General features: G+C 70.2%; 23 protein-coding genes. 11 read left to right on the top strand and 12 right to left on the bottom strand.

Annotated elements, in window-relative coordinates; genetic code table 11:
- The first annotated feature begins 102 nt into the window (after positions 1-102).
- A complete protein-coding gene (locus AC5L30_RS25350) occupies positions 103-582 on the top strand; it encodes a hypothetical protein (RefSeq protein WP_494870119.1) in 480 nt (159 codons plus the stop codon).
- Between the two features lie 1,021 nt (positions 583-1,603).
- Here AC5L30_RS25350 and AC5L30_RS25345 read toward each other — a convergent pair.
- A complete protein-coding gene (locus AC5L30_RS25345; RefSeq protein WP_203122548.1) occupies positions 1,604-1,906 on the bottom strand; it encodes a MerR family transcriptional regulator in 303 nt (100 codons plus the stop codon).
- A 953-nt stretch (positions 1,907-2,859) separates the two neighbouring features.
- Here AC5L30_RS25345 and AC5L30_RS25340 point away from each other — a divergent pair.
- The 5 genes from AC5L30_RS25340 to AC5L30_RS25320 all read left to right on the top strand — a co-directional run bounded on the left by AC5L30_RS25340 (position 2,860) and on the right by AC5L30_RS25320 (position 6,424).
- Positions 2,860-3,339 (top strand): hypothetical protein, encoded by a 480-nt coding sequence (locus tag AC5L30_RS25340; protein ID WP_494870118.1) that lies wholly within the window; start codon positions 2,860-2,862, stop codon positions 3,337-3,339.
- Between the two features lie 53 nt (positions 3,340-3,392).
- Positions 3,393-3,773: a VOC family protein gene (locus AC5L30_RS25335; protein ID WP_494870177.1), complete on the top strand. Its 381-nt coding sequence runs from the start codon at positions 3,393-3,395 to the stop codon at positions 3,771-3,773.
- An 800-nt stretch (positions 3,774-4,573) separates the two neighbouring features.
- Positions 4,574-4,804: a GntR family transcriptional regulator gene (locus AC5L30_RS25330; RefSeq protein ID WP_494870117.1), complete on the top strand. Its 231-nt coding sequence runs from the start codon at positions 4,574-4,576 to the stop codon at positions 4,802-4,804.
- A gap of 79 nt (positions 4,805-4,883) precedes the next feature.
- Positions 4,884-5,381, top strand: a complete 498-nt coding sequence (locus tag AC5L30_RS25325) for a SigE family RNA polymerase sigma factor (protein ID WP_494870116.1) — start codon at positions 4,884-4,886, stop codon at positions 5,379-5,381.
- A complete protein-coding gene (locus AC5L30_RS25320) occupies positions 5,381-6,424 on the top strand; it encodes a hypothetical protein (RefSeq protein ID WP_494870115.1) in 1,044 nt (347 codons plus the stop codon). The genes AC5L30_RS25325 and AC5L30_RS25320 overlap by 1 nt, the downstream gene beginning before the upstream one ends.
- Before the next feature lie 38 nt (positions 6,425-6,462).
- Here AC5L30_RS25320 and AC5L30_RS25315 read toward each other — a convergent pair whose 3' ends face one another.
- The 3 genes from AC5L30_RS25315 to AC5L30_RS25305 all read right to left on the bottom strand — a co-directional run bounded on the left by AC5L30_RS25315 (position 6,463) and on the right by AC5L30_RS25305 (position 9,305).
- Complete coding sequence (locus tag AC5L30_RS25315; protein WP_494870114.1) at positions 6,463-6,960, bottom strand: STAS domain-containing protein; 498 nt, start codon at positions 6,958-6,960, stop codon at positions 6,463-6,465.
- 178 nt (positions 6,961-7,138) lie between these two features.
- On the bottom strand, positions 7,139-7,885 hold the full coding sequence (locus AC5L30_RS25310; RefSeq protein ID WP_494870176.1) for a GAF and ANTAR domain-containing protein: 747 nt from the start codon (positions 7,883-7,885) through the stop codon (positions 7,139-7,141).
- 421 nt (positions 7,886-8,306) lie between these two features.
- Complete coding sequence (locus AC5L30_RS25305) at positions 8,307-9,305, bottom strand: hypothetical protein (RefSeq protein ID WP_494870113.1); 999 nt, start codon at positions 9,303-9,305, stop codon at positions 8,307-8,309.
- Positions 9,306-9,410: 105 nt separating this feature from the next.
- Between AC5L30_RS25305 and AC5L30_RS25300 the strand changes: the two genes are divergently transcribed.
- From AC5L30_RS25300 to AC5L30_RS25280, 5 genes are all read left to right on the top strand, one after another.
- Positions 9,411-9,806, top strand: coding sequence for a VOC family protein (locus AC5L30_RS25300; protein WP_494870112.1), 396 nt, complete (start codon positions 9,411-9,413; stop codon positions 9,804-9,806).
- A gap of 118 nt (positions 9,807-9,924) precedes the next feature.
- Positions 9,925-11,103 carry a sensor histidine kinase gene (locus AC5L30_RS25295; RefSeq protein WP_494870175.1) on the top strand — a complete coding sequence of 393 codons (1,179 nt, stop codon included), beginning with the start codon at positions 9,925-9,927 and terminating at the stop codon, positions 11,101-11,103.
- Entirely contained in the window at positions 11,093-12,301 is a 1,209-nt protein-coding gene (locus AC5L30_RS25290; protein ID WP_494870111.1) for a hypothetical protein, read from the top strand. The genes AC5L30_RS25295 and AC5L30_RS25290 overlap by 11 nt, the downstream gene beginning before the upstream one ends.
- The gene (locus AC5L30_RS25285; protein WP_238678153.1) at positions 12,274-12,987 is read left to right on the top strand and encodes a response regulator transcription factor; all 714 of its coding nucleotides are present in this window, start codon (positions 12,274-12,276) and stop codon (positions 12,985-12,987) included. The genes AC5L30_RS25290 and AC5L30_RS25285 overlap by 28 nt, the downstream gene beginning before the upstream one ends.
- Before the next feature lie 72 nt (positions 12,988-13,059).
- Positions 13,060-13,782 carry a hypothetical protein gene (locus AC5L30_RS25280; protein WP_494870110.1) on the top strand — a complete coding sequence of 241 codons (723 nt, stop codon included), beginning with the start codon at positions 13,060-13,062 and terminating at the stop codon, positions 13,780-13,782.
- Here AC5L30_RS25280 and AC5L30_RS25275 read toward each other — a convergent pair.
- From AC5L30_RS25275 to AC5L30_RS25240, 8 genes are all read right to left on the bottom strand, one after another.
- Positions 13,664-14,644, bottom strand: a complete 981-nt coding sequence (locus AC5L30_RS25275; RefSeq protein ID WP_494870109.1) for a GlxA family transcriptional regulator — start codon at positions 14,642-14,644, stop codon at positions 13,664-13,666. The two genes, AC5L30_RS25280 and AC5L30_RS25275, sit on opposite strands and share 119 nt — an antisense overlap.
- Positions 14,645-14,648: 4 nt before the next feature.
- Positions 14,649-15,257, bottom strand: coding sequence for an isochorismatase family protein (locus tag AC5L30_RS25270; protein WP_494870108.1), 609 nt, complete (start codon positions 15,255-15,257; stop codon positions 14,649-14,651).
- A gap of 141 nt (positions 15,258-15,398) precedes the next feature.
- Positions 15,399-16,151, bottom strand: coding sequence for a lysophospholipid acyltransferase family protein (locus AC5L30_RS25265; protein WP_494870107.1), 753 nt, complete (start codon positions 16,149-16,151; stop codon positions 15,399-15,401).
- A 95-nt stretch (positions 16,152-16,246) separates the two neighbouring features.
- Positions 16,247-18,307, bottom strand: a complete 2,061-nt coding sequence (locus tag AC5L30_RS25260; protein WP_494870106.1) for an amylo-alpha-1,6-glucosidase — start codon at positions 18,305-18,307, stop codon at positions 16,247-16,249.
- Positions 18,307-18,678 carry an SCP2 sterol-binding domain-containing protein gene (locus AC5L30_RS25255; protein WP_494870105.1) on the bottom strand — a complete coding sequence of 124 codons (372 nt, stop codon included), beginning with the start codon at positions 18,676-18,678 and terminating at the stop codon, positions 18,307-18,309. The genes AC5L30_RS25260 and AC5L30_RS25255 overlap by 1 nt, the downstream gene beginning before the upstream one ends.
- A gap of 306 nt (positions 18,679-18,984) precedes the next feature.
- The gene (locus AC5L30_RS25250; RefSeq protein WP_433312203.1) at positions 18,985-19,401 is read right to left on the bottom strand and encodes a CBS domain-containing protein; all 417 of its coding nucleotides are present in this window, start codon (positions 19,399-19,401) and stop codon (positions 18,985-18,987) included.
- Positions 19,402-19,568: 167 nt separating this feature from the next.
- On the bottom strand, positions 19,569-20,009 hold the full coding sequence (locus AC5L30_RS25245) for a PPOX class F420-dependent oxidoreductase (RefSeq protein ID WP_494870174.1): 441 nt from the start codon (positions 20,007-20,009) through the stop codon (positions 19,569-19,571).
- Positions 20,010-20,153: 144 nt separating this feature from the next.
- Positions 20,154-21,179, bottom strand: a complete 1,026-nt coding sequence (locus tag AC5L30_RS25240; RefSeq protein WP_494870104.1) for an aspartate-semialdehyde dehydrogenase — start codon at positions 21,177-21,179, stop codon at positions 20,154-20,156.
- Between the last annotated feature and the right edge of the window lie 142 nt (positions 21,180-21,321).

The following is a 21,321-nucleotide window of genomic DNA, read 5'->3' as shown; positions in this document are numbered from 1 at the left end:
GCATGACGAGGAATGAACTGCGGCGGCCTCGCCATGAGCGCCGGGCACGCAGGAACATGCGGCTTGGCATAGCCTTCCGGAAGCGTCATACGGGGAGGCGTCATGTTGCCAACGGTCGCCCGGCACCTTGCCGGTGCAGCTGCCGCCTGGTTGGTTTTCGTCGTGCAGGTGGCCGTCATCTACGTCGGCCTGCTCGTGTACGCGTTGGCGGCCGATGCGGATGCGGGCGGTCCGCTGGCGGGGCCGCTGCTGGTGCTGCTTGCCAGCGGGCTTGGCGTCGCCCTGGTGCCGGTGTTGTTCATTCCAGCCGGCATTGCCGGGGAAGTGATCGCCAAAAACGGACGTTTGTTCGTAAAGTTGCTGGTCGCCTCTGCCGTTGCCGCAGTGCTGGCCGCGATCTACGTGGCTGTCGTCGCAGTAGCAACCGATGTACCGATCGTCGGCACATTGTTGTCGTGCCTGGGCGGCGTGGTCGCCGTGCTTGGCCCTACTGCGGTCTACGTCGGCGTTGCTCACGGCGTGCCGAAAGCCAGTTCGATCTGGCGGCGTTTCCGGCCGTCGGCACCTGCGGTCCGCATTTAGTCCGTAAGAGGTCGGCGGATGGCGGGGAGCACGTGCAGGTTTGGACGATGGCCCAACGCTCGTATGCATGCCGGCACCGTCGGCGGGGGCCGCTACGGGAGCGTAAGAGGTACCGAACTTTAGGGTGATCTGCAGGAGTGGAGGCACGGGCGGATGAGGTCGAGGCTACGGAAGCTGCATATTGACGGCCGGGAGTTCACCTGGAAGGCAGACATCCGGGCCGCCCCTGGACCTGACGGTTGTCGTCACCGCTGCATCCGGGTCCGTGTCTGGAGAGCCGGGAAGAACGGCCGCGCCCTACAGGCCGACCTGATCGAGCGTCCCCTGCCAGCGCCTGGCGAGGAGGAATCGTATCCGTACCCGACGGCTGAGGAAGTCCGTGCCCTTGTCAAATACGGGGTGCTGACTGGCTGGATGCCTGAAGCGGTCGGCGGCACGTTCCGAATCACGTCAGGGGCTGAACTTGCGTTGCCCGGATTCGCCATCACTGATCTTCTGTGGGCCGCAGAGCAGGCAACTCCCAAGCCGGTACTCGCTCACCCCAGTCTGACCCCAGCGCGACGCCAACACGCAACCGGATGAACGGCGGCCACGAGCCAGCGGGGAGGCGAGGCGGGTGACGGCGGATGCGGGATGCTCCTACGGATCAGATGGTCAGCGCCGGCCGGGCGTACAGCCATCGGTACAGCCAAGGGCGGCGGCAGTGGCCGACGACGCCCGACAACCACGGACGGGCTGAACAGGGGCGCGGCGGCCTGACCAGCCATCCGCGATCTTCTTCTAATCCCAAGGCCGCAGGTTCGAATCCTGCCGGGCGCGCCACCGCTGACTTGCAGCTTCCGCTCCAAAGTTGGTCATTTGGAAGCCGGCAGGCACGGGACCACAATCGATCGCTGCCGTCAGGCCCGCCCATCCAGACGACCGAGACCTTTCCCCAGACGACAGACGGCCCCTGCCCTGACGGGAGGGACCGTATGGCGCTCGGCTTCACCTCGCGGGAAGGCCCGCGCGGAGCGTGTGCTCAGCCCTGCTGGTGACGCTCATTGCGCCGAAGGGCCTCTTCGAGTTGGTCCTCAAGAATGATGATCCGGCAGGCCGAGGCCATGTCGGTGCCCTGGTCGCACATCTCCCGAGCTCGCGCGGCAAGGCGCAGTTGGTAGCGGGAGTAGCGGCGGTGCCCTCCACTGGAGCGCTGCGGGTCGATCAGTTTCGCATCGCCGAGCCGGCGTAGAAAATCCTGCGAGCAGCCGAGGATCTCTGCGGCACGGCCCATCGTGTAGGCGGGGTAGTCCTCATCGTCGAGCATGTCGTCGGGTTGAGCCATCGAACCTCCATCACGAGGGCCCCGGTGCTCGGAAGCACCGGGGCCCAAGGGTTGTGGGTCAGGAACACCATCTACCGACAGAACGTCGGCTTGTCTTATCCGCACCGGCCGTCAGGAACGGCTTCGGGTGCGAGGATCGCATAAGCGTGACCGGAGACCACCTCTCGTTCGAGGGAAACTGCGGTGTCCGCGCCCAGCCCACGAACGCGACTGGCGGCGGGCGATCCAACGGTGTAATGCCCTCCCTTGCCTCTGATTTCCTCTGCCGTACTCCGTGCTGTCCGTCGGTGTCCGAGCCCCACGCGACTTCATGGCCCCAACACGTACGACGAACTCTCCTTGCCTCGGGTGAAGCCCTGAACAAGCGTTGGCCCCACCCGCTGTCACACGCGTGCCACCTCACTACGGCAAATGTCTGCCGCCGAGCTGAGCAGGACTTGCAAGACCCCTGCCCCACTCCTTCGCCCTCGTGCGGGGCGGCAACGTCAGCGTCTTTGTTTACTCCGTCTTCGACCTCAGGAACGTTAGTCGACACCGGCAAAAATGTCTAGCGCTTCGAACATAGATTTTCTCCGAGGACGGAGATAGCCCCGCAGGTGCAGCCATCCGTCCTGCGCGTGGTGGCTGCGGCGGAACTGGAACCGGCTGCGAGGCGACGCGGAGTCGTGGCGCAGCCGCCAGCCCGTGCCTCGACTCGGCGGGCGACGTCAGCCGGCCCGGGCGCATGGCCGCTCAGCCCCGCAGGTGCCAAGCGCCTCCTGCGACGGCGACGGGGTAGATGACCGGCGCAGCAGCCGAGACTGGCCGATGCCCACAACGCCGACCACGAAGTCACCCCCTCGAGTGGGCGTCTCGCCCCGGACCATGATGGTTACCGGACTCCCCTCGCGGCGGAGCTGTATGTCCTCTCGGCCGCCCCACAGGTCGCGGTAGGGCAGGCGATCGGAGGCGCTGTGGGTGTTTTATACGACTACTTCCGTGCTTCTGACGACGAGGCTGTCGCGGAGCTGATGGCGACCATCGATGGCGGCCCGGTGATGCGGGAGGGAGACTCCTCGGTCGAGGACGCCGTGGATGGCAAGGGGATCGATCCGCCCGTCGTCCTCGGCCAAGTCGTCTCGTTCGCCCTCGACGTGCCATGGGACGCCGACCTGATCGGGGAACGACTCATCTGGCCGGCCGCTGCTGGTCAGGACCTTAAGTACGAAGGACCGTGGGTCGTCGTACTGAGCGAACGCGCCCGGGATGCGCTTGCCGAAATCCCGGATGACCGCTTGCCGGACCTGGCCGACCGGTGGTCACACATCGAGGAGCTGTCCCACTACAGCGACACTCAGCCGGAGCTCATGCTGTCGCGCTTGCGGGAGTTCGTTGGGCTGGCCCGCAGAGCACGCACGGGTGGGAACAGCGTCTACTGCTGGATCTGCCTCTAGTCGGGGCCGACAGCAGCGCATGTAGCAGAAAGTCGTAGCGTCGGGTGGTGACGATGTTCCGCTCTCCTCAGGTGATCCTCTTCTCCGAGGACGTCTCCTGCGCGGCCGAGTTCTACGCCGGTCTCGGCTTCACCGAGACCTTCCGCGTGCCGGCCGAGGGCGAGCCGATCCACATCGATCTCGTGCTTGACGGCTACAAGATCGGCATCGCCTCGGTGGCCTCCACCCGCGACGATCACGGGCTCGACCCCGTACCCGAGGGCCAGCGGGCCGCCGTGATCCTGTGGACCGACGACACCGCCGCCGCGTACGCCGAACTCACGGCGAACGGTGCCCCCGCACTGGCCGCACCGCACCGGTGGCTCGATCGCCTGCTGATTGCCTGGACGGCCGACCCGGACGGCAACCCGATCCAGATCGTCCAACAACTCTGACCTTACGGAAGGGCGGACTGCGGCGACTTTCGTAGCCGTGGGGGGCTCGTGCGGACCTGGGCGATGCTCCGACCGGGCGGCGGCGGACCGGGCTGTCTCTGCTCGATCGCGATGCCTGCACGCTGGACGTAGACCTCTCGCTTGTCGGTAGCTGCGCCCCTTGCGTTGAGGACGTAGCCCGTCAACCACACCCAGCCGTCGTACGGGTCGACGCTGCCGACTGAGACGAGCCGGAGCCGGAGCGCTCGTTCACCGCTGAACTGCACCGAACACGCCGGCCCGATCAGCACCACATCGCCGGAGTTGAACTCGGTCACGGCATCCAGCCGAGGAAGCGGCGCCGGAGGGCGTCCGGCGAAGCCCAGCTCTTATCCTTCCTGGCGGACAGCAGGCACGCGCCCATGAAAAGGGCCAGTGAGACCGAGGTGTCGCCGTGCTGGCCCAGCAGCTCATCGCGGCGTGGAACGCATGGCCAAGGCCGGTCGCATGTCTCGCACAGCCAGAGCGGCAGGACCGGCCCGTGCGTCGTCATTGGTCTTCACCAGGCCAGTGCCCCCGATTGATCGGGATGCGGTGCCGAAACCGGCAGGGAAGCTCGGCCCCGCAGCGGCACACATAGCGCCAACACCCCCAGCTCCATGCCGGACGGTGACGCCGCGCCAGGGTCAGCGCCACTGACAGCAGGTAGTCGTCGAAACCGACCCTTCTCTGTCGACAATGACCGTAGCGTTGTACGTTGCTGTACGTCTATAGACGTACCAGAAGTTTGAACGTCTATAGACGTCCCCTAGGTTGCGTCCATGATCGATCCACTGTCTCCGACGCCGATTTACGTTCAGCTCGCAGACGTGATCACCAAGCGGATTGAGACCGGGGAGCTGCCACCCAATCGACCGATCCCGAGTGAATCCACACTTCAGCAGGAGTACGGAGTCGCTCGCGGCACGGTCCGCGCGGCGGTGCGCCTGCTACGAGAGCGTGGACTGGTGATGACCGTGCCGCAGCGGGGCACCTACGTCAGCGACAGGTAGGCGCGTCACGACAGCCCTGCGCGGCAGAAAGTGCCCGGCGGGTGTCTACGGGTTGGCCGACCTCCGGCGTTAATAGGGCGTGACGTTCGAGGAGTATGCGTTCGCTCGCACTTCGGCGCTGGTGCGGCTCGCCCGGCTGCTGACCGGTGACGAGCACCGAGCCGAGGACCTGGTTCAGGATGTCCTCGCGCGGGCGTACGCCCGGTGGGGCCGCATCTCACGGACGGACCGTCCCGATGCCTATGTCCGGCGCATGCTCGTCAACACCCACAACTCGTGGTGGCGTCGGCGCAGCAGCCGGGAGATCTCCGTCGCCGCGGTGCTCGATCGGGCTGGCGACGTGGACGAGGCCGCCGGGGTCGCCGAGCGCGACGCACTGTGGCGGCTGGTCGGTGAGTTGCCGGCGCGTCAGCGCACCGTGATCGTGCTGCGCTACTACGAGGATCTGGACGACACGTCGATCGCCGAGATCCTCGCCTGTTCGACCGGGACGGTACGCACACACGCGAGGCGTGCCCTGGCGGCGCTGCGTCAACGACAGGTCGCGGCAACCCACGCATGGGCAGGAGAGCTCTGATGTTCAGTGACCTTGACGAGCAGCTCGCCGCCACGCTCAAGCATCGGGCGGGCGGCGACATCGACCCGACGCCGATCGTGCAACAGGCTCGGCTTCGCGGCCGGCGGTTGCGACTGCGGCGGCGGGGGCTGATCGCGGGAGGCGTGGCAGCGGCGTGTGTCGCTCTCACCTCGGTGGTGCTGGCGATCCCGGGCGTTTGGCGCACTGATGACCCGATCATGCCGGCCGCGGCGCTCATGCTGCCGGAGGCACCCAGCGATGCGACAGTACGCCCCGAGGAGGTCGGTGCCGATCCCGCGAGGGTGCACTTCACGACCGACGCCCTGGTGAGCGGTGCCGACTTCGCGACGTGGCGCACCGGGCGCGGCATCGAGAGCGTCGAGTTCCGGGGCCCGAGCGGTCAGGCCCGTTTCGTGCTGGCCCGCACCGAGGTGTTGCTGGATGGGCTCCAGCAGCCGTTGTCCTCGCAGGGGCGACCGCAGGGACGGACCGAGGTGCGGGTCGGCGACCGCTCGGGGGTCGCCTGGTTCGATCCGTCCGGCGATCGGAAGCTGTGGTTCGTCCGCTGGCAACCCGCCGACGGGCTCTGGGCCCAGTTGGACACGTACGCGGCCACCCGCGACGAGGCGACCGGCGCGGCGAGCCGGGTCAGGTTCGACGGTGCCCACCGCTGCGTCGTGCCGTTCCGCCTGGAGTCGCTGCCGCCCGATGGACGGCTGCTGGAGTGTTCGGTCACGCTCGGCCGGTCGGCGCGGGGCTCCTTCGTCGAGGGCTCTCTGGTGGTCGGTGACGCATCCGGCCGTTGGCTGACTGTTCGGGCGCAACCTGCCCCGGCCGGTGACGACGCTCGGCCCGGCGATCTCGTCGCCGGCCCCTATCGGGCCCGCCGGCAAGGCAGTGTCGTGCTGGAGATGGTCGTCAAGCCCTGCGTCGTCGAGGCGTTCCGCGAGGGTTGGGGGAACGGCTACACCGAGGCGGAGGGCTTGGTGATCCTCGGCGGGTACCGGCCGGCCCGCGATCTCGACCGCCCCGACACCTGGTGACGTAGGGACTGACGGAGGTGTGGGTCATGAGCTACGGATCAGCCGAGCCGCGCGGTTCGCCCGGTGTCGTGGTCGAGGCCCAGGAGCAGGCGCTCCACCCCGGTGATCCGCAGCACCCGCTGGGTGATTCCCCCGGCGCCTCGAATCGAGAAGCGGGAGCCGGCCCGGTCCGCCCGCTCCCGTGCCAGCAGAAGTGCGTGCACACCCGCGGCGCTGAAGAACCCGACGCCGGTCAGGTCGCAACAGACTTCGGGATGGCTGTCGATCGCGTTCATCAGGGCCGCCGCCAGGCGCGGCGCAGTGTCCATGTCGACGTACCCCACCGGGGCGACAACCATCCGGTCGGCCGAGATGGTCGCGGACAGGTTCGTGGGCTCGGTGTAGCGAGTCACCTGGAACGACGGCCCGGAGGAATCGACGTCGATTCGGCCGTCCCACTGGCCGCCGGCGAGCGTCGCCGGCGTGGCCGGCCCGTGGCTGACTGCCGTCGGGTAACTGTGGAAGTGGCTCTGGCAGAACCAGGAACGCTCAGTCATAGGAACACACGCCTCCTGTTGAAACCCGTAACAGGATTGGCGCGTGGCTTGACCAACCTCGACGATAACCGGCTGGGTAGTCGGCCGCCAGTCGAGGCGTCCGTCCTTGGCCGGGCTCAGCCGGCGCTACCCTGGCGGGCCGCCGCTTCCAGGGGCACAGCAGCCCGTTGCCGAACGCCTACAGCAGGTTGCCCGAGGCGCCACGATCACGCTTCGAACTCGGCGGCCGGGTGGCCCTTTCCACCAGAGCGGCAGCAACCTCCCGCAGTTTGCGGTTGGAATCCTGGGAAACCTTCGCGAGGACGGCGAACGCCTCGTCAGGAGTGCACCGGCGTTCGCCCATGATGATGCCTTTGGCCTGCTCGATGACGGCCCGGCTCTGCATGGCCAACTGCATCTGTGCGGCCAGGGTGACGGTGGCGTCGTAGAGGTGGGCGTTGGCGAGGGCGACGGCGGCGTACCCCGCGAATGTCTCCGCGAGGGCGACCGCGTCGTCGTCGAAGGCGCTTGGCTCGGCCCCGTAGATGTTCAGCGCGCCGAGCACGGATTCCTGGATCGGGAACCCGATCGACAATGAGCTGAATGCTCCGCCCTGCACAGCGTGGGCTGCCCACTGCGGCCAGCGGGCCTCTTCGGACATGTCGGGGACGGACACGACGGCGGACTCTCTGGCCGCCTCCAGACACGGGCCCTGACCGTACTCGTACTGCAGTTCGTCGAGCCGCAGCGCCATCTCACCGCTGAACGCGGCGGTCTGCGCACCCTCCTGCTTGATCAGCGTCACCGACACCTCCTCGGCACCGGGGATCGTTCGCCGTGCCAACTCGGAAACCTGGGTCAACACTCCAGACAGGTCGGTTTCGCCGAGCTTGATCTGGCCGAGTTCGAAGATCGCCGCATTGGGGTCAATGGGCTGCTGTGCCATGACTTCAAGGTCCTCGTGCCCGGGGCGCGTACCAGTTGCAGGAAGGCGACGGCAGCGCGCGTGGTGATGGCGCACCGCGAGCACGGGGCACCGCACGGACTCGCCAACCGAGCCCGGGCGCCCGCTGCTGGACGCTGACTGACCGACGCCCAGGCGTCGGCTGCGGCGACAACTATACGACGCCGAGTGGAACCTCTCCGAAGGCGCAGCCGGATCGGCTCGGCGGCCCGCCCGGGACGACGTGTCGTCCCGGGCACGGTGGCGGGAGGCGCTCCCACGGTGGACCCAAGGGTCGCATCAAGGAGCAGCTGTACGACGAGGCGAAGCGCGTGCGTCCGGGGCCCGTCCGGCTGGTGGTCAGACCTCGGAGTGTTCCGGCCGTGGTCGGCCGCGGCCTCGGCCATGCCACGGCCGAACCGGGTCAGACGGGCCCCAGCAGGGTGGCCAGCCCGTCGTCGCCCTGCCCGAGTTGCGCCCCACCGGTCGTTGGCGCGACCAGGAACCGTTGGCAGCCGTCGAGTTCCACGTACCGGTCCGGGCCTCCCCCGTCGAGCGGTCGCAGCAGCGCGAAGCGGGTCGCCGGGGTGTCGCAGTCGACCACCGCCCGACGGTTGGACAGCGCCCGGAGCACGCCCGCCTGGCGCTCGGTTGGCAGCGGCCCGCCGTACACGAAGTCGCCCGCCGGTTTGTCGCCGGCCTGAAGCGACGCGGGCACCTGGTAGACGCAGAGGCGTAGCGGGCCAACGCCCGGCGGGGTGACCGGACCGACCGGCCCGGGGTTACCGTTCCGGGTCTCCACCCACACCATGTCCGTCCACTGCTGGGCGCATCCGGCGGCCTCGGCCGCCGCGGATTCGATCTGCCGGATGGTACGGGTGGCCACCGTGGTCCACTGCGGCCCGGCCAACGCGGCGATCACCTCGGTGCGCGGCTTGCCGCAGGAGTCCGTCGGGAGGTAGGGCCGCAGCCAGCGCCCCCGGTCGTCGACCAGGGCCAGCCACGGTGGGATGACCATGTCGAGGGTGCAGGCGACCTCCCCGCCGACCTGCTCGCTGGGCAGGCGCAGCGCGGTGAGCAGCGGTGCGATCTCCTCGGCGCGTCGCTCGGTGGCGATCTGCTCCTGGCCGCCGTTGGGGCCCGGCCGAATCTCCCGCCCGCAGATCACGGCCGCGACCGGGGTGAAGGCGGGGTCGATGCGACCGATCGTCGGCTCGTCCACGGCCGGTGGCGACGTCTGCGTGCTCGGCACCGAGACCATCTCGCCGGCCCGTGGTGCCGCCTTGGCGCAGGAGGTCCACCCATCGACGATCTGGGCCGGACCGGGTTCTTCGGCCCGGTCCGGCCCGATCCCGGTGCCACCGCAACCACCCAGCGCCATGCCGAGCAACGCCACCGCCAGTACCGTCCGGGACGAGCGCATCCGGCCCTCACCACCCTTCCACCCGAGGATGAGACGGACGAGGGGCGCGCCCGGTTCCGACCGGGCGCCGGCTGGGCCCGGGGCGGCCGCCGGCAGAATGGCCGAATGGCACATCTGGGACTTGTCGCGCTGCTGGTCAGGGAGTACGACGAGGCGATCGACTTCTACGTCGGCGGCCTCGGTTTCGAACTGGTGGAGGACACCGCCCGACCGGACGGCTCCCGCTGGGTGGTGGTCCGCCCGGCCGGGGCCCGGGAGACGGCCCTGTTGCTGGCCCGGCCGAGCAGCGCCGAGCAGCGGGCTCGGGTCGGCGACCAGACCGGCGGCCGGGTCGGGCTGTTTCTGTACACGGAGGATTTCGCCCGGGACCACGCCCGGATGGTGGCGGCCGGGGTGCGCTTCCTCGAGGAACCACGGCACGAGGCGTACGGGTCGGTAGCGGTGTTCGTCGATCTCTACGGCAACCGCTGGGACCTCCTCCAGCCCCGCAGCACAGAGTGACGCATTAGCGACACCCCGCACACAAAGGGTCATCACTTGTCGTCGGCCATGCTATTGTCCGATGTCGATCTACGCCGCGTGGACCCGGACCGGGTCGTTGTCGGAAGGACACTTCCCGATGCCGGCCCTTGCCACCCCAACCGTGCCGCCGCCCACGCTGGACAATCCGGCCGGCGGGGCGCTGGGCCTCATCTTCACCACGTTGCCAGCGTTGCTGCGGCTGACCTGCGGGCTGTTCGGCGCGGCGGTAGCCGTGTCGGTGCAGACCCCGCCGGTCGACCAGGCCGTGTTGCTGCCCGCGGTGGGCGTGCTGACCGGTTGGTCCCTCTGGTACGCACACCGCGCGTTGCGTCACGGCATCGGCCCCGCCCTCGTCGCCGGTGACGTGGCGGTCACCGCGCTGGCCTGCCTCCTCATCCCGGTGCTGGTGGCGCCCGAGGTGCTGCCCGGCGAGGGCAGTTGGATCGCCGTGCTGGCCAGCACCACGGTGATCAACGCACAGGCCACCGCCCAGGCGCGCTGGTCGATCCCGGCCGGGCTACTCGTGATCGCCACCTACGTCACCGGGGCGCAGGCCGCGGGCAACCCCACCGAAGCCCGGGCGCACTCGGCCACGCTGCTGGCACAGACCGCCTGTACGGCGATGATGGCGGCGGTCATGCGCCGACGCATCGGCCGGGCGGACCGCGCCTTCGTCGAACACCAGCGGCTGACCCGGGAGGCGTTGGTCGCCCGCGCCGCCCGCGAGGCCGAACGCCAACACAATCGCGATCTGCACGACACCGTGCTCGGGACCCTGACCATGGTGGGGCTGGGAGCGGTGGCCGGGCCCTCGGCTGTCTTCCGGGACCGGTGCGCGGCCGACCTGCGTACCCTCGTCTCGCTCACCGACGCCGGCCCGGTGGCCGGCGACGGCCCGGTGCCGCTCGACGGACGGTTGCGGTTGGTGGTCGACCGGCTGCCCGAGCTTGCGGTACGGCTGGACCTGACGTCCTGCGCAGTCCCCCTCGGGGTGGCCGACGCGATCAGCGAAAGCGCCTACGCGGCGCTGTCCAACGTGGTCCGCCACGCGCCCGGCGCCGAGGCCACGCTGCGGCTGACCCGGGACGCGATCGGCGTCGTGGTCGAGGTCGCCGACGACGGCCCCGGCTTCGACCTGGCCACCGTCCCACCGCACCGGTACGGGTTGCGCGAGTCGATCCGCGGCCGGATGGCGACGGTCGGTGGTCGGGCCGACGTGCACTCGACGGTCGGCGCGGGCACCCGGATTCGACTGGAGTGGCCCGGTGTCGGCTGACCTGAACACCCCGACGCAGCCCACCAACGCTCCGGAGGCACCGAACCGGACCAGCGTTCCGGCGCCCCGGGAGCCGGTCTCCGACGCAGTGCTCGCCGCGCCGGCCGCCGTCGCACACGCGTCCGACCGGGGTGCCCGGATCGCCGCCGTCGCCATCGCGTTGGCCTGGCACGTCGCGATCGCGCTGCCTGCGGTGCTGTCCGCCCACGCGGAATTCGCCGCGCCAGCGGTGGTCCTCGGCGCCTGGATACTGGTGGCCGTGACCGGCGCGGTGGCCGGGGTACGGCTGCTGCAGGGCTCGCCGCTGCCGCCGTGGCCGCTGGCCGGGCTGCTGCTGGTCGTCGACGCGGCCGTCTTCGCCGCGGCCGGTGAGCGGCAGTTGTTCACCGCCGCCAACTGGGTGTGGGGCACGCTCGGCTGGTTCTTCGTGCTGGCGGTCTGGGGTCGGCGCGTCGTGGGGCTGATCGCGCTCCTGAGCACCCACGCATTGATCGCCCTGGTCGCCGTGCTGGGGCACGGCCCCGACCCGGCCGACGTGGCCCGCTACGTGATGTACGTCTACGGCACCTTCTCGCTGCCGGTGGCGGTCTTCGTGGGCAGCACCGTCATCGTGGGCCTGGCTCGGGAACGCGCCGCCGTCTCGGCCGCCGGTCACGCGATGGCCGCCGAGCGGGATGCCGCCGAGCGTGGCCTTCAGGAACGCCGGAACCGACTCACTCTGGTCAGCTCGGCGGCCGGTCGGGTCCTCGCTGACCTGGCCGCCGGCCAGGCCGACCCGGACGACCCGGAGGTGCAGCGCCGGTGCATGCTGGCCGCCGCCCGGCTGCGCCGGCTGATCGCCGAGTCCGACGATGTGCCCGACCCGCTGCTGCACGAGTTGCGAGCCGCCGCCGACCTGGCCGAACGCAACGGCCTCCCGATCGACCTGGTCACCATCGGCACCCCGCCGCCGCTGCCGGTGGAGGTCCGCCGCCGGCTGGCCGACCCGCTCACCGGCACCCTCGCCGACGCCCGGGGATGGGCCCGACTGACCGTGGTCTCCGGCCCGGACGAGGTGGTGGTCAGCCTGGTCACGCCGGACCGGGAGGGACCGGAGGCGACCGGCCCCCCACCCGGCGAGCACGACGACGGGCCGGTGCAGTACCTCTACGAACGGGACGGGAACATCAGATGGGCGCAGACCCGGTGGCGGCGGTGACCGGCGATCGGCCGGTCGGGGTGGCGATCGTCGACGACCACCCGGTGGTGGTCGAGGGGGTCCGCGCCTGGCTCGCCACCGAGCCGCGCCTGACGGTGCTCGCCACCGGCGACGACCCGGACGCGGTGCTGCGGGCCGCGCCGGACGCCGACGTCGTCCTGCTCGACCTGCGGTTGCACGGGCGGATGGCGTTGGACAAGTTGGCCGAGCTGAGCGCCGCCGGTCGGCGGGTGGTGGTCTATTCAGAGCACACCGACCCGCAGACGATGCTCGCCGCGCTGGACGCCGGGGCGGTGGCGTTCCTGGCCAAGCACGAGGGCCGGGAACACTGCGTGGAAACGGTGCTGGCCGCCGCGAGCGACCGCCCGTACGTGCCGCCGGCGCTGGCCGGCGCGATGGTCGGCGACCCGCGACCGGACCGGCCGATGCTGTCCGACAAGGAGCGTGAGGCGCTGCTGCTCTGGTTCCAGTCGATGTCCAAGGCGTCGGTGGCTCGGCGGATGCAGATCAGCGAGCACACCGTGAAGCAGTACGTCGACCGGGCGCGGATCAAGTACACCCGGGCGGGGCGTCCAGCCGCCACAAAGGCGGCACTACTCGCCCGTGCGATCGAGGACGGTCTCGTCCGCCCGGAGGAGATCGGCATCTACCGGTCACAGGCGACACACGACCGGCCGACCCCCTAACAGGCGTCATGACAGGGGCCCTCCGGTCCGCCAGGCTTCAGTACACAGCCAGCTGACCGGAAGGTCGTGACGATGCACGCCGACGCGTCCCCCTTCTTCATCGGTCCCCACCGGTTCGACGCCCCGGACGACGACGTGGGCCCGACCCTGGACCGCCGCTACAACCTGCGACCGAGGCCCGGTGAGCGGGTGCTCGGGCGACACCGGCTGCTGGTCGCGGGCTACCTGCTCGGGCCGAGCGAGGTGCGACGTCGTTGGCACCTGCCCGAGCCGGTCGCGGTGACCGTCACCGATCAGCGGATCTGCTGGGTGGGCAGTGGCTCGCAGCTGTCGCTGGTCGCCGACGGCACACACCGGGCCCGGCCGCCCGCTCGCCTGAACGGTCTGATGAGTGGTCAGATCCGCTGGCAGTGGCCGTCCCGGCTGGAGCTGCCGGCGACCGAGCCGGACGCCCCGGCGCAGCTGCTGATCGTCTGCGACGCGCTGCGCACCATCCAGCAGCCGGCGTTGGCCCTCAGTGGGGCGGCCGCCGAGGTCATGGCGCTGGCCCGGCAGGTCCGTCGGGCGGTGTCCATGTTCCGGCTCAGCCGTCCACAACTGGTCGACCTCTCGGCTCAGGAGCGCGACGTGCTGCTGCTGCGCGCCGGCTCCGGTCTGCTGGCCGGCGACACCCGGATCACGCTGCCCGGCTCGTTGCCGGTGGAGTTCTACTCCCGGGACGACTACTACCGCTCAAGACCGGAGCCGACCTCGTGGGGCGGGCTCGCAGGCGGCGCAGCATCCGGGCATCGGTGAAGCCGACGGCCCGCGCGGCGGCCTCCACGGTGGTGCCGTGCCCGATCAGGTGCTCGGCCCGTTCCACCCGCAGCAACTGCTGGTAGCCGAGCGGGGTGAGGCCGGTGCTCGCCCGGAACAGCCGGGTCAGGGTTCGCTCGGCCACCCCGCCGGCGGCGGCCAGCTCGGCCAGTGGCAGGGGCTCGGCGTACCGGCTGTCGATCAGATCCTGCACCCGGTGCACCGAGTCGGACAGATGGGAGCGGTGTCGCATCAGCGCGCTGGCCTGCGGCTCGTGCCCGTTGCGCCGGGCGTAGACGACCAGCGTGCGGGCGATCTTCGCGGCGGTCGCCGGGCCGTGCCGGGTCGCCACCAAGTGCAGCGCCACGTCGATGCCACTGGCGATGCCCGCCGAGGTGACCACCCGGTCGTCCACCACGTACAGCACGTCGCGGACGACCTGGGCCGCCGGATGCCGGCGGGCCAGGTCGTCCTGCACCTCGTGGTGGGTGGTGCAGCGTCGGCCGTCGAGCAGCCCGGCCCGCCCGAGCGCGTACGCCCCGGCACAGACGCTGGCCACCGTGCCGCCGGCCGCGTGGTGCTCGGCGAGTCGCCGCAGGTCGCCGGGCGACACCGGCCCCTGCGGCCCGTGCGCCGCCGGCCGCCAACCGGGCACGATCACCAGGTCGTCCGGGGCCAGTTCGGGCCATCGGGTGTCGGCGACCAGTGGTACGCCCTGCACTGTAGGCACCTGCTCGCGCTCCGCGACGTAGTGCAGCTGATAGTCGTACCCGAGGTCGGCGGCGCTGGAGAAGACCTGGGCCGGCCCGGCGAGGTCCAGCAGGTGCAGCTGTGGGACCAGCAGGAAGACGACCCGGATCACGACGTCAGCCCCGGCTGCCGGCGAGGGTCGCGCCGGTCACCTGGTCCACGGTGCGGATGGTCGCGAAGCGGCCGGCCAGCGCGTACTCGGTGCGGGTCACGATCTCCTCGTTGGTCAGGGTGCGCGGGTCGGCGAGGATCTCCGCGACCGTCGCGGTCTCCGGCAGGTCCCGGTGAGGGATGGGGAAGGTCAGCGTGGCGTCGGTGACGAAGGTCATCCGGTAGCCGAGGTCCGCGCCGACCCGGGTGGTGGTCTCCACGCACTGCTCGGTGCGGATGCCACAGACGGTGAGGTCGGTGATGCCTGCCTGGGTGAGCAGTTGCTGGAGGTTCGTGGTGGTGAACGCGTTGTGCGCGGTCTTGACCAGCGTCGGCTCGCCCTCGGCGGGGACCAGCCCGTCGATCAGCCGCACGTACCCGAGAGCGGGGTCGAACAACCCGCCCGTGCCGGGTTCCGAGTGCAGGACCCAGACCACCAGTTCACCGCGCTGCCGGGCGGCAGCCACCAGCCGGTCGACCTGGCGGATCATGTCGGGGTTGGAGCCGTACGCCCAGATCGGCCGCTGACGGAAGGACTCTTGCACGTCGATCACGACGAGTGCTGCTCTGCTCATGACGTCGATCCTGACCGAACCGCGTTCGCGCCGGCAGACACCATTCTGCCCGGGTGCGGAACGATCCGGCCCTAGGGCGTGTGTCGAAGCCCCTGGCCCGCCTGCGGCGGACCGAGGACTTCGACACACACGCCCCAGGTGTCAGGCGCTGGGGGCGCGCTGCTCGGCGGCGGCGTCCAGGGCGGCGGCCTCCTCGGGGGTGGGCGCGCTGCCGCCCAGGTGCGCGGGCTGCCACCAGGTGTCATCCGGGCCAGCCGGAGTGTCCGGATAATCCCGCTGCGCCCGGTCGACGAGGGCGCTGAGCCGGGTGGTCAGCTCGGCGGCCAGTACGTTCGGGTCCGGGAAGTCCGCCGGGTTGATCGGCTCACCGATCAGGATGGTGATCGGGGTGTGCCGGCGGGTCAGGGTGCGCGGCCGGCCCTTGGTCCAGAGGCGCTGGGTGCCCCACAACGCGACCGGCAGCACCGGCACCTTCGCCGAACGGGCCATCCGGACCGTGCCGCTCTTGAGCTCCTTGACGGTGAACGACCGGCTGATCGTCGCCTCGGGGAAGACGCCGACGACCTCGCCCTGCTTGAGCGCGCCCACGGCGGCGCGGAACGAGGCCGCGCCGGCCTGCCGGTCCACCGGAATATGCCGCATCCCGCGCATCAGCGGGCCGGAGATCTTGTGCGTGAAGACCGAATCCTTGGCCATGAAGCGGACCAGTCGGCCCGACGCGTTCGCGCCCAGGCCGGCGAAGATGAAGTCGAGGTAGCTGACATGGTTGCTGGCCAACACCGCCCCGCCAGTACGGGGTACGTGATGGGCGCCCTCGATGGTGATCTTCAGGTCGAGGAGACGGAACATCGTCTTGGCGGCGGCGATAACGGGCGGGTACACGAGCTCCGGCATCCGCAGAATCTACCCTGCCCGGCTGGGGTTCGGCTGAGCGACGAACCGGCGGCGACGCGGGCGGCGCGCCACCGCCGGTCCGGCGGTCTGATCGGTCAGTCGGCGAGGTTGTGCAGGTCCAGTCGGCCCCGGGCGAACGCGTCCACCCGGCCCCAGCGACCCGGGATGTCCAGCACCTCGATGCGACCCATCCCCACCGGCAGCCGCGGCTCGACCGCCAGGTGGCCCTCGTGCGGCTCCAGGCCGAGCATGGTGCGCAGCAGCAACAGCGGCGTACCCGTCGACCATGCCTGCGGGCTGCACGCCGTCGGATACTCCACCGGGAACTTGGTCAGCTCCCGTGGGTAGCCGCCGAACGCCTCCGGCAACCGGCCATCGAAGTACGTGGCCGCGTCCAGGATGCCGTTGGCGATGGTCGCGGCCTCCTCGGCGAAGCCGTAGCGGCGCAGACCCCAGGCGATGAACGAGTTGTCGAACGGCCAGATCGTGCCGTTGTGGTAGCCGATCGGGTTGTAGCGTGCCTCCCCCTCGGCCAGCGTGCGCACGCCCCAGCCGGAGAAGAGCCGCGGCCCGACCAGGTGCGCGGCGAGCTTCTCCGCCCGCTCGGGTTCGACGATCCCGCTCCACAGCAGGTGGCCGATGTTGGAGCTGAGGATGTCGCACTGCCGGCCGTCCGGGTCCAGGGCCAGGGCGAAGAACTCGCCGTCGGCCACCCACCAGTCCCGGTTGAACCGTTCCTTCAGCTCTGCCGCCTCCCGCTCCAACTGGTCGGCGAACCCCGGGTCACCCCAGAACTCGCGCGCCAACCGGGCCGCGCGGACCTTCGCGTCGTACGCGTACCCCTGCACCTCGCAGGTGGCCCGTGGGAACGGCGGCAGCGTGCCGTCGGAGTAGGAGATCGAGTCCCAGGAGTCCTTCCAGCACTGGTTCTCCAGGCCGGTGTCGGTGTTGCGTCGCTCGTACCAGATGTAGCCATTGCCGACCAGGTCGGCGTAGTTGTCGATCCACCTCAACGCCGCCCGGGACTCCTGTTCCAACTCCTTGACCAGCGCGACATCCCCGCTCCACCGCTCGTACTCGTCGAGCAGGACGATGAACAGCGGCGTCGCGTCCACCGAGCCGTAGTACGGCGAGTGTGGCTGCTCCTCGAAGGCCGCGGTCTCGCCGTAGCGCATCTCGTGCAGGATGCGCCCCGGGTCCTCGTCCCGGAAGTCGTCGAACCGGCTGCCCTGGAGCGACGCCAGGATGCGCAGCGTCGTCTTCGACAACTGTGGGGTGAACGGCAGTGTCTGCAGGCAGGTGAGGATGCTGTCCCGGCCGAACATGGTCATGAACCAGGGCAGACCGGCGGCCGGCAGAGTGGCGCCGCCCAGCGACAGCGGCGAGAAGCGCAACGCCGCCAGGTCGATCAGGCTGCGCCGGTAGGTGCTGGCCACCCGGCCGTGCTCACTGTTGACCTTGGGTGCGTCCGCGATCCACTGCTCCAGGTCGTGCTGGAGAGCGAGCCGCTCGGTGCCGTGTTGCCGCAGTCCGAAACGCAGGTCCCGGCCGCCGGGCCCGACCGCCTGGGTGTGCACGTCGATCACGGCTTCCCACCGCTCGTTGGGTTCCAGGTGCACGGTGTACGCGAAGCCCTTGCTGTCGTACCGGGCCGACATCGTCGACGAGATCGCCGTCTCCCGCCGGAAGTTCCCGCGCCGGTACCCCAGCCGCAGCCGGTCCGACTCCACCTCGGTGTAGATCTCGCCCTTCTTGTTCAGGATCTCGTCCTTGACCTGGAACAGGTCAGCGAAGTCCGACGCCGCGTCCATCCGGACTTCCAGGTCGACCGGCTTCTCGTCGTGGTTGAGGATGGTCAACTGCTCCCGGAAGCTGCCACCCACCGTGCGCTCCCGGATGATCGACAGCTTCGCGTCCACGTAGTGCGTGGCCATCCCCGGGACCAGGAAGAATCGCGACTCGAAGTACTGGAGGTCGTCGTAGGACAGCGAGTTGAGCCGCTCACCGTTGACGGTCAGCACCCAGGTCGACAGGAACCGGGTGTCGATGGAGAAGAGCCCGGTCGGCTCGCTCGGCGTCGCCTCGATGTCACCGGTGTCCTCGCAGACGACGAACGTGTTGCCGTCCAGGATCCGGATCGTGTTGCTCTGCCCCATCAGTGCACCTCCCCGGCGAAACGCCGACGCGGCCCACGGGCGTCCGGGGAACCCGGGAAGATCCGCTCCACCTGTACGACCAGACGAGCGTCGCCCGACACCGTCATGTCCCCCCGCAACAGGGCGGCAAGGCCGTGCTCGCGCCCCGAGGCGATGTCGTCGAAGAGGACCGGGTTCGCGCCGATCACCGTGTCGGCTTCCTGGTCCTCCTGACTGACGTTCAGCCGGCCGTGGTCGATCCTCAGCAGCCAGTGCCGGGTGTGCGCCCCCTCGTGCAGGTCTATCCGCAGTGTCCCGGAGGTCTTGGCCAGCAGGGGTTCGTACCCCCGCCGGTCCAGGTCCTCGAAGAACCTCGTGGTCGCGTCCACCATCGGGTCCACTCCTCCCAGTTGCCGGGCCGGGGATCCCACCCACCGCGCTCGCGTCGCGCGGACGGCCGGCGTTGCACGTCCCCGCACGGGTCCCCGCCGCTCCCCCGCTCAACCTCGCCCAGATCGGGTGACCCCCTCCCCCCACCCCACCCACCCCACCCCCGGCTCTGCGCCGGTGATCAAGAGCTTTGCGTCACCACCTTCGGTGTGTCGTGACGCAAACTTCTTGATCAACAAGGGTGGGGGTGGACGCCACAGCGCCGGCCCTCCCCGGGGGGAGAGCCGGCGTGTGCCGCGGCGGACGGGTCAGTTGTTCGGGTCGTCGGCGCTGATGTCGGCCAGGACCGACTGCGGTTCGCGCTCGACCGCGAGGTCACCCATCGAGATCAGGCCGACCAGGCGCCCGTCGTCGATCACCGGGAGTCGGCGAACGGCGTACGTCCGCATCAGGTCCGCGGCCGCCACGGCATCGTCGTACTGACTCACCGTGATCACGTCGCGGGTGGTGATCTGGTTCAACCGGGTGGAGCCCGGGTCCATGTTCTCCGCGACACCTCGGACCGTGATGTCCCGGTCCGTGACGATGCCGACCACACTGTCGCCGTCGGTCACCACCACATCGCCTATCGCGCTGTCACGCATCTCCTGCGCGGCTGCGATGAGCGTGTCGTTGCCGTCCATCGTCACCAACCGGGTCGTCATGAACTCTCCGACCGTTGTCATGGTGCTTCCCCTCTCGGTGTCGGCACGGCCCGTCTACCCGCCGCTCGGGAGGGGGTAACGCCGACGGCACCGGCCTATCCGCGCGGGTGCCGTCGGCCCGGCACCAGCGGGCGCAGCGGTAGCCCGCCGTGACCGTGGTCGAGGCGGGTCGAGCCGCTGTGGGCGGATCAGCCCCGGGGCGGCATCCCGTAGATCCGTTCCACGTGCACGCGCAGCACCAGCCGCCCCTCGTCGACCATGGCCTGGCGGTATTCGTCCCAGTCGGGGTGTTCGCCGCTCAGCCCCCGGTAGAGCGCCACCAACTCCTCGACAGTCTCGTCGCCGAGCTCGGTGGCCGGCGGGGACAGCTCGGCGCGACCCTCGACCACCGCGTACGCCCAGCCGTCCTCGCTGCCGACGTGGAAGCTGGCGCGCGGGTCGCGGCGCAGGTTGGCGGTCTTGGCGCGGCCGTCGGTGACCGAGACCCGGATCAGGCCGGCGTCCCGGTCGAAGGAGTAGAGCACCGTGGACAGCTGCGGACGCCCGTCCCGCTTGATGGTGGCGAGCACGCCCATTGAGCGGCCGGCCACCAGGTCGGTCAACGCCTGCTGGGTGCGGTCATCCGGCATGGTGTCCTCCAGGTTGGACGATCGTCTCCGACCCATCCAAGCACGACCTGCCGGCCGCCGCGGGCGACCACCCGGAACGACACCGAGCCCCCGCCGACGGACGGCGAGGGCTCGGTGAGTGCTCGGTGTTTGCGACCGCGCCGGTCAGCGGCGCTCGGCGGCGACCAACTCGGCGAGTTGCACCGCGTTCAGCGCGGCGCCCTTGCGCAGGTTGTCGTTGGAGCAGAACAGGGCCAGCCCGTACTCCACGGTCTCGTCGGCGCGGATCCGGCCCACGTAGGTCGGGTCCTGGCCGGCGGCCTGCAACGGCGTCGGGACGTCGGTCAGTGCCACCCCGGGCGCGTCTGCCAGCAGTTCGTGGGCGCGTTGCGGGGTGAGTGGCCGGGCGAACCGGGCGTTGATCTGGAGCGAGTGCCCGGTGAAGACCGGCACCCGGACGCAGGTGCCGGAGACCTTCAGGTCGGGGATCTCCAGGATCTTGCGGCTCTCGTTGCGGAGCTTCTGCTCCTCGTCGGTCTCGAACGAGCCGTCGTCGACGATCGAACCGGCCAGCGGGAGGACGTTGAAGGCGATCGGCTGGGCGAACGAGCGCGGCGCGGGGAACTCCACGGCCGCCCCGTCGAAGGCCAGCCCGGCGGCGTCCTCGGCCACCTTGCGGACCTGCTCGTCCAGCTCGGCGACGCCAGCCAGCCCGGCGCCGGAGACCGCCTGGTAGGTGGAGACGACCAGGCCGACCAGGCCAGCCTCGGCGTGCAGCGGACGCAGCACCGGCATCGCGGCCATCGTGGTGCAGTTGGGGTTGGCGATGATGCCCTTCGGGCGGTCCAGGACGGCGTGCGGGTTGACCTCGGCGACGACCAGCGGCACCTGCGGGTCCATCCGGAACGCCGACGAGTTGTCGATCACCACAGCGCCGGCCTCGGCGACCCGGGGCGCCAACTCCCGGGCGGTGCCCTTACCGGCCGAGAAGAGCACGATGTCCAGCTCGGAATAGTCCGCGGTGGCGGCGTCCTCGACGGTCACCTCGCCGTCGCGCCACGGCAGCGTCCGCCCGGCGGACCGCGCCGAGGCGAACAACCGCACCTGCTCCGCCGGGAACTTCCGCTCCGCCAGCACCTGCCGCATCACGCCACCGACCTGGCCGGTGGCCCCCACAATGCCGATCCTCATGCCCGCGAGGCTACCGACCCCACCCCCAGAACCGGGACCCCTTTCCCACCCCCCGGGTCCCACCTCACACCCACCCCACTCACCCCTCTCTCCCGTCGATCATGAAGTTGTTGCCGCGACACGCCGTGGCGAGTGACAACAA

Source organism: Micromonospora sp. BQ32, from assembly GCF_059358895.1.
Note: the sequence above shows the minus strand (reverse complement) of the source record. Positions and strands in the feature narration are given on the sequence as shown.

Bases quoted from the DNA above. Each gene is read 5' to 3' on its own strand.
- AC5L30_RS25350 (WP_494870119.1), top strand. From the start codon at position 103: ATGTTGCCAACGGTCGCCCGGCACCTTGCCGGTGCAGCTGCCGCCTGG.
- AC5L30_RS25345 (WP_203122548.1), bottom strand. From the start codon at position 1,906: ATGGCTCAACCCGACGACATGCTCGACGATGAGGACTACCCCGCCTAC.
- AC5L30_RS25335 (WP_494870177.1), top strand. From the start codon at position 3,393: ATGTTCCGCTCTCCTCAGGTGATCCTCTTCTCCGAGGACGTCTCCTGC.
- AC5L30_RS25330 (WP_494870117.1), top strand. From the start codon at position 4,574: ATGATCGATCCACTGTCTCCGACGCCGATTTACGTTCAGCTCGCAGAC.
- AC5L30_RS25320 (WP_494870115.1), top strand. From the start codon at position 5,381: ATGTTCAGTGACCTTGACGAGCAGCTCGCCGCCACGCTCAAGCATCGG.
- AC5L30_RS25315 (WP_494870114.1), bottom strand. From the start codon at position 6,960: ATGACTGAGCGTTCCTGGTTCTGCCAGAGCCACTTCCACAGTTACCCG.
- AC5L30_RS25310 (WP_494870176.1), bottom strand. From the start codon at position 7,885: ATGGCACAGCAGCCCATTGACCCCAATGCGGCGATCTTCGAACTCGGC.
- AC5L30_RS25305 (WP_494870113.1), bottom strand. From the start codon at position 9,305: ATGCGCTCGTCCCGGACGGTACTGGCGGTGGCGTTGCTCGGCATGGCG.
- AC5L30_RS25300 (WP_494870112.1), top strand. From the start codon at position 9,411: ATGGCACATCTGGGACTTGTCGCGCTGCTGGTCAGGGAGTACGACGAG.
- AC5L30_RS25295 (WP_494870175.1), top strand. From the start codon at position 9,925: ATGCCGGCCCTTGCCACCCCAACCGTGCCGCCGCCCACGCTGGACAAT.
- AC5L30_RS25285 (WP_238678153.1), top strand. From the start codon at position 12,274: ATGGGCGCAGACCCGGTGGCGGCGGTGACCGGCGATCGGCCGGTCGGG.
- AC5L30_RS25280 (WP_494870110.1), top strand. From the start codon at position 13,060: ATGCACGCCGACGCGTCCCCCTTCTTCATCGGTCCCCACCGGTTCGAC.
- AC5L30_RS25270 (WP_494870108.1), bottom strand. From the start codon at position 15,257: ATGAGCAGAGCAGCACTCGTCGTGATCGACGTGCAAGAGTCCTTCCGT.
- AC5L30_RS25265 (WP_494870107.1), bottom strand. From the start codon at position 16,151: ATGCCGGAGCTCGTGTACCCGCCCGTTATCGCCGCCGCCAAGACGATG.
- AC5L30_RS25260 (WP_494870106.1), bottom strand. From the start codon at position 18,307: ATGGGGCAGAGCAACACGATCCGGATCCTGGACGGCAACACGTTCGTC.
- AC5L30_RS25255 (WP_494870105.1), bottom strand. From the start codon at position 18,678: ATGGTGGACGCGACCACGAGGTTCTTCGAGGACCTGGACCGGCGGGGG.
- AC5L30_RS25250 (WP_433312203.1), bottom strand. From the start codon at position 19,401: ATGACAACGGTCGGAGAGTTCATGACGACCCGGTTGGTGACGATGGAC.
- AC5L30_RS25245 (WP_494870174.1), bottom strand. From the start codon at position 20,009: ATGCCGGATGACCGCACCCAGCAGGCGTTGACCGACCTGGTGGCCGGC.
- AC5L30_RS25240 (WP_494870104.1), bottom strand. From the start codon at position 21,179: ATGAGGATCGGCATTGTGGGGGCCACCGGCCAGGTCGGTGGCGTGATG.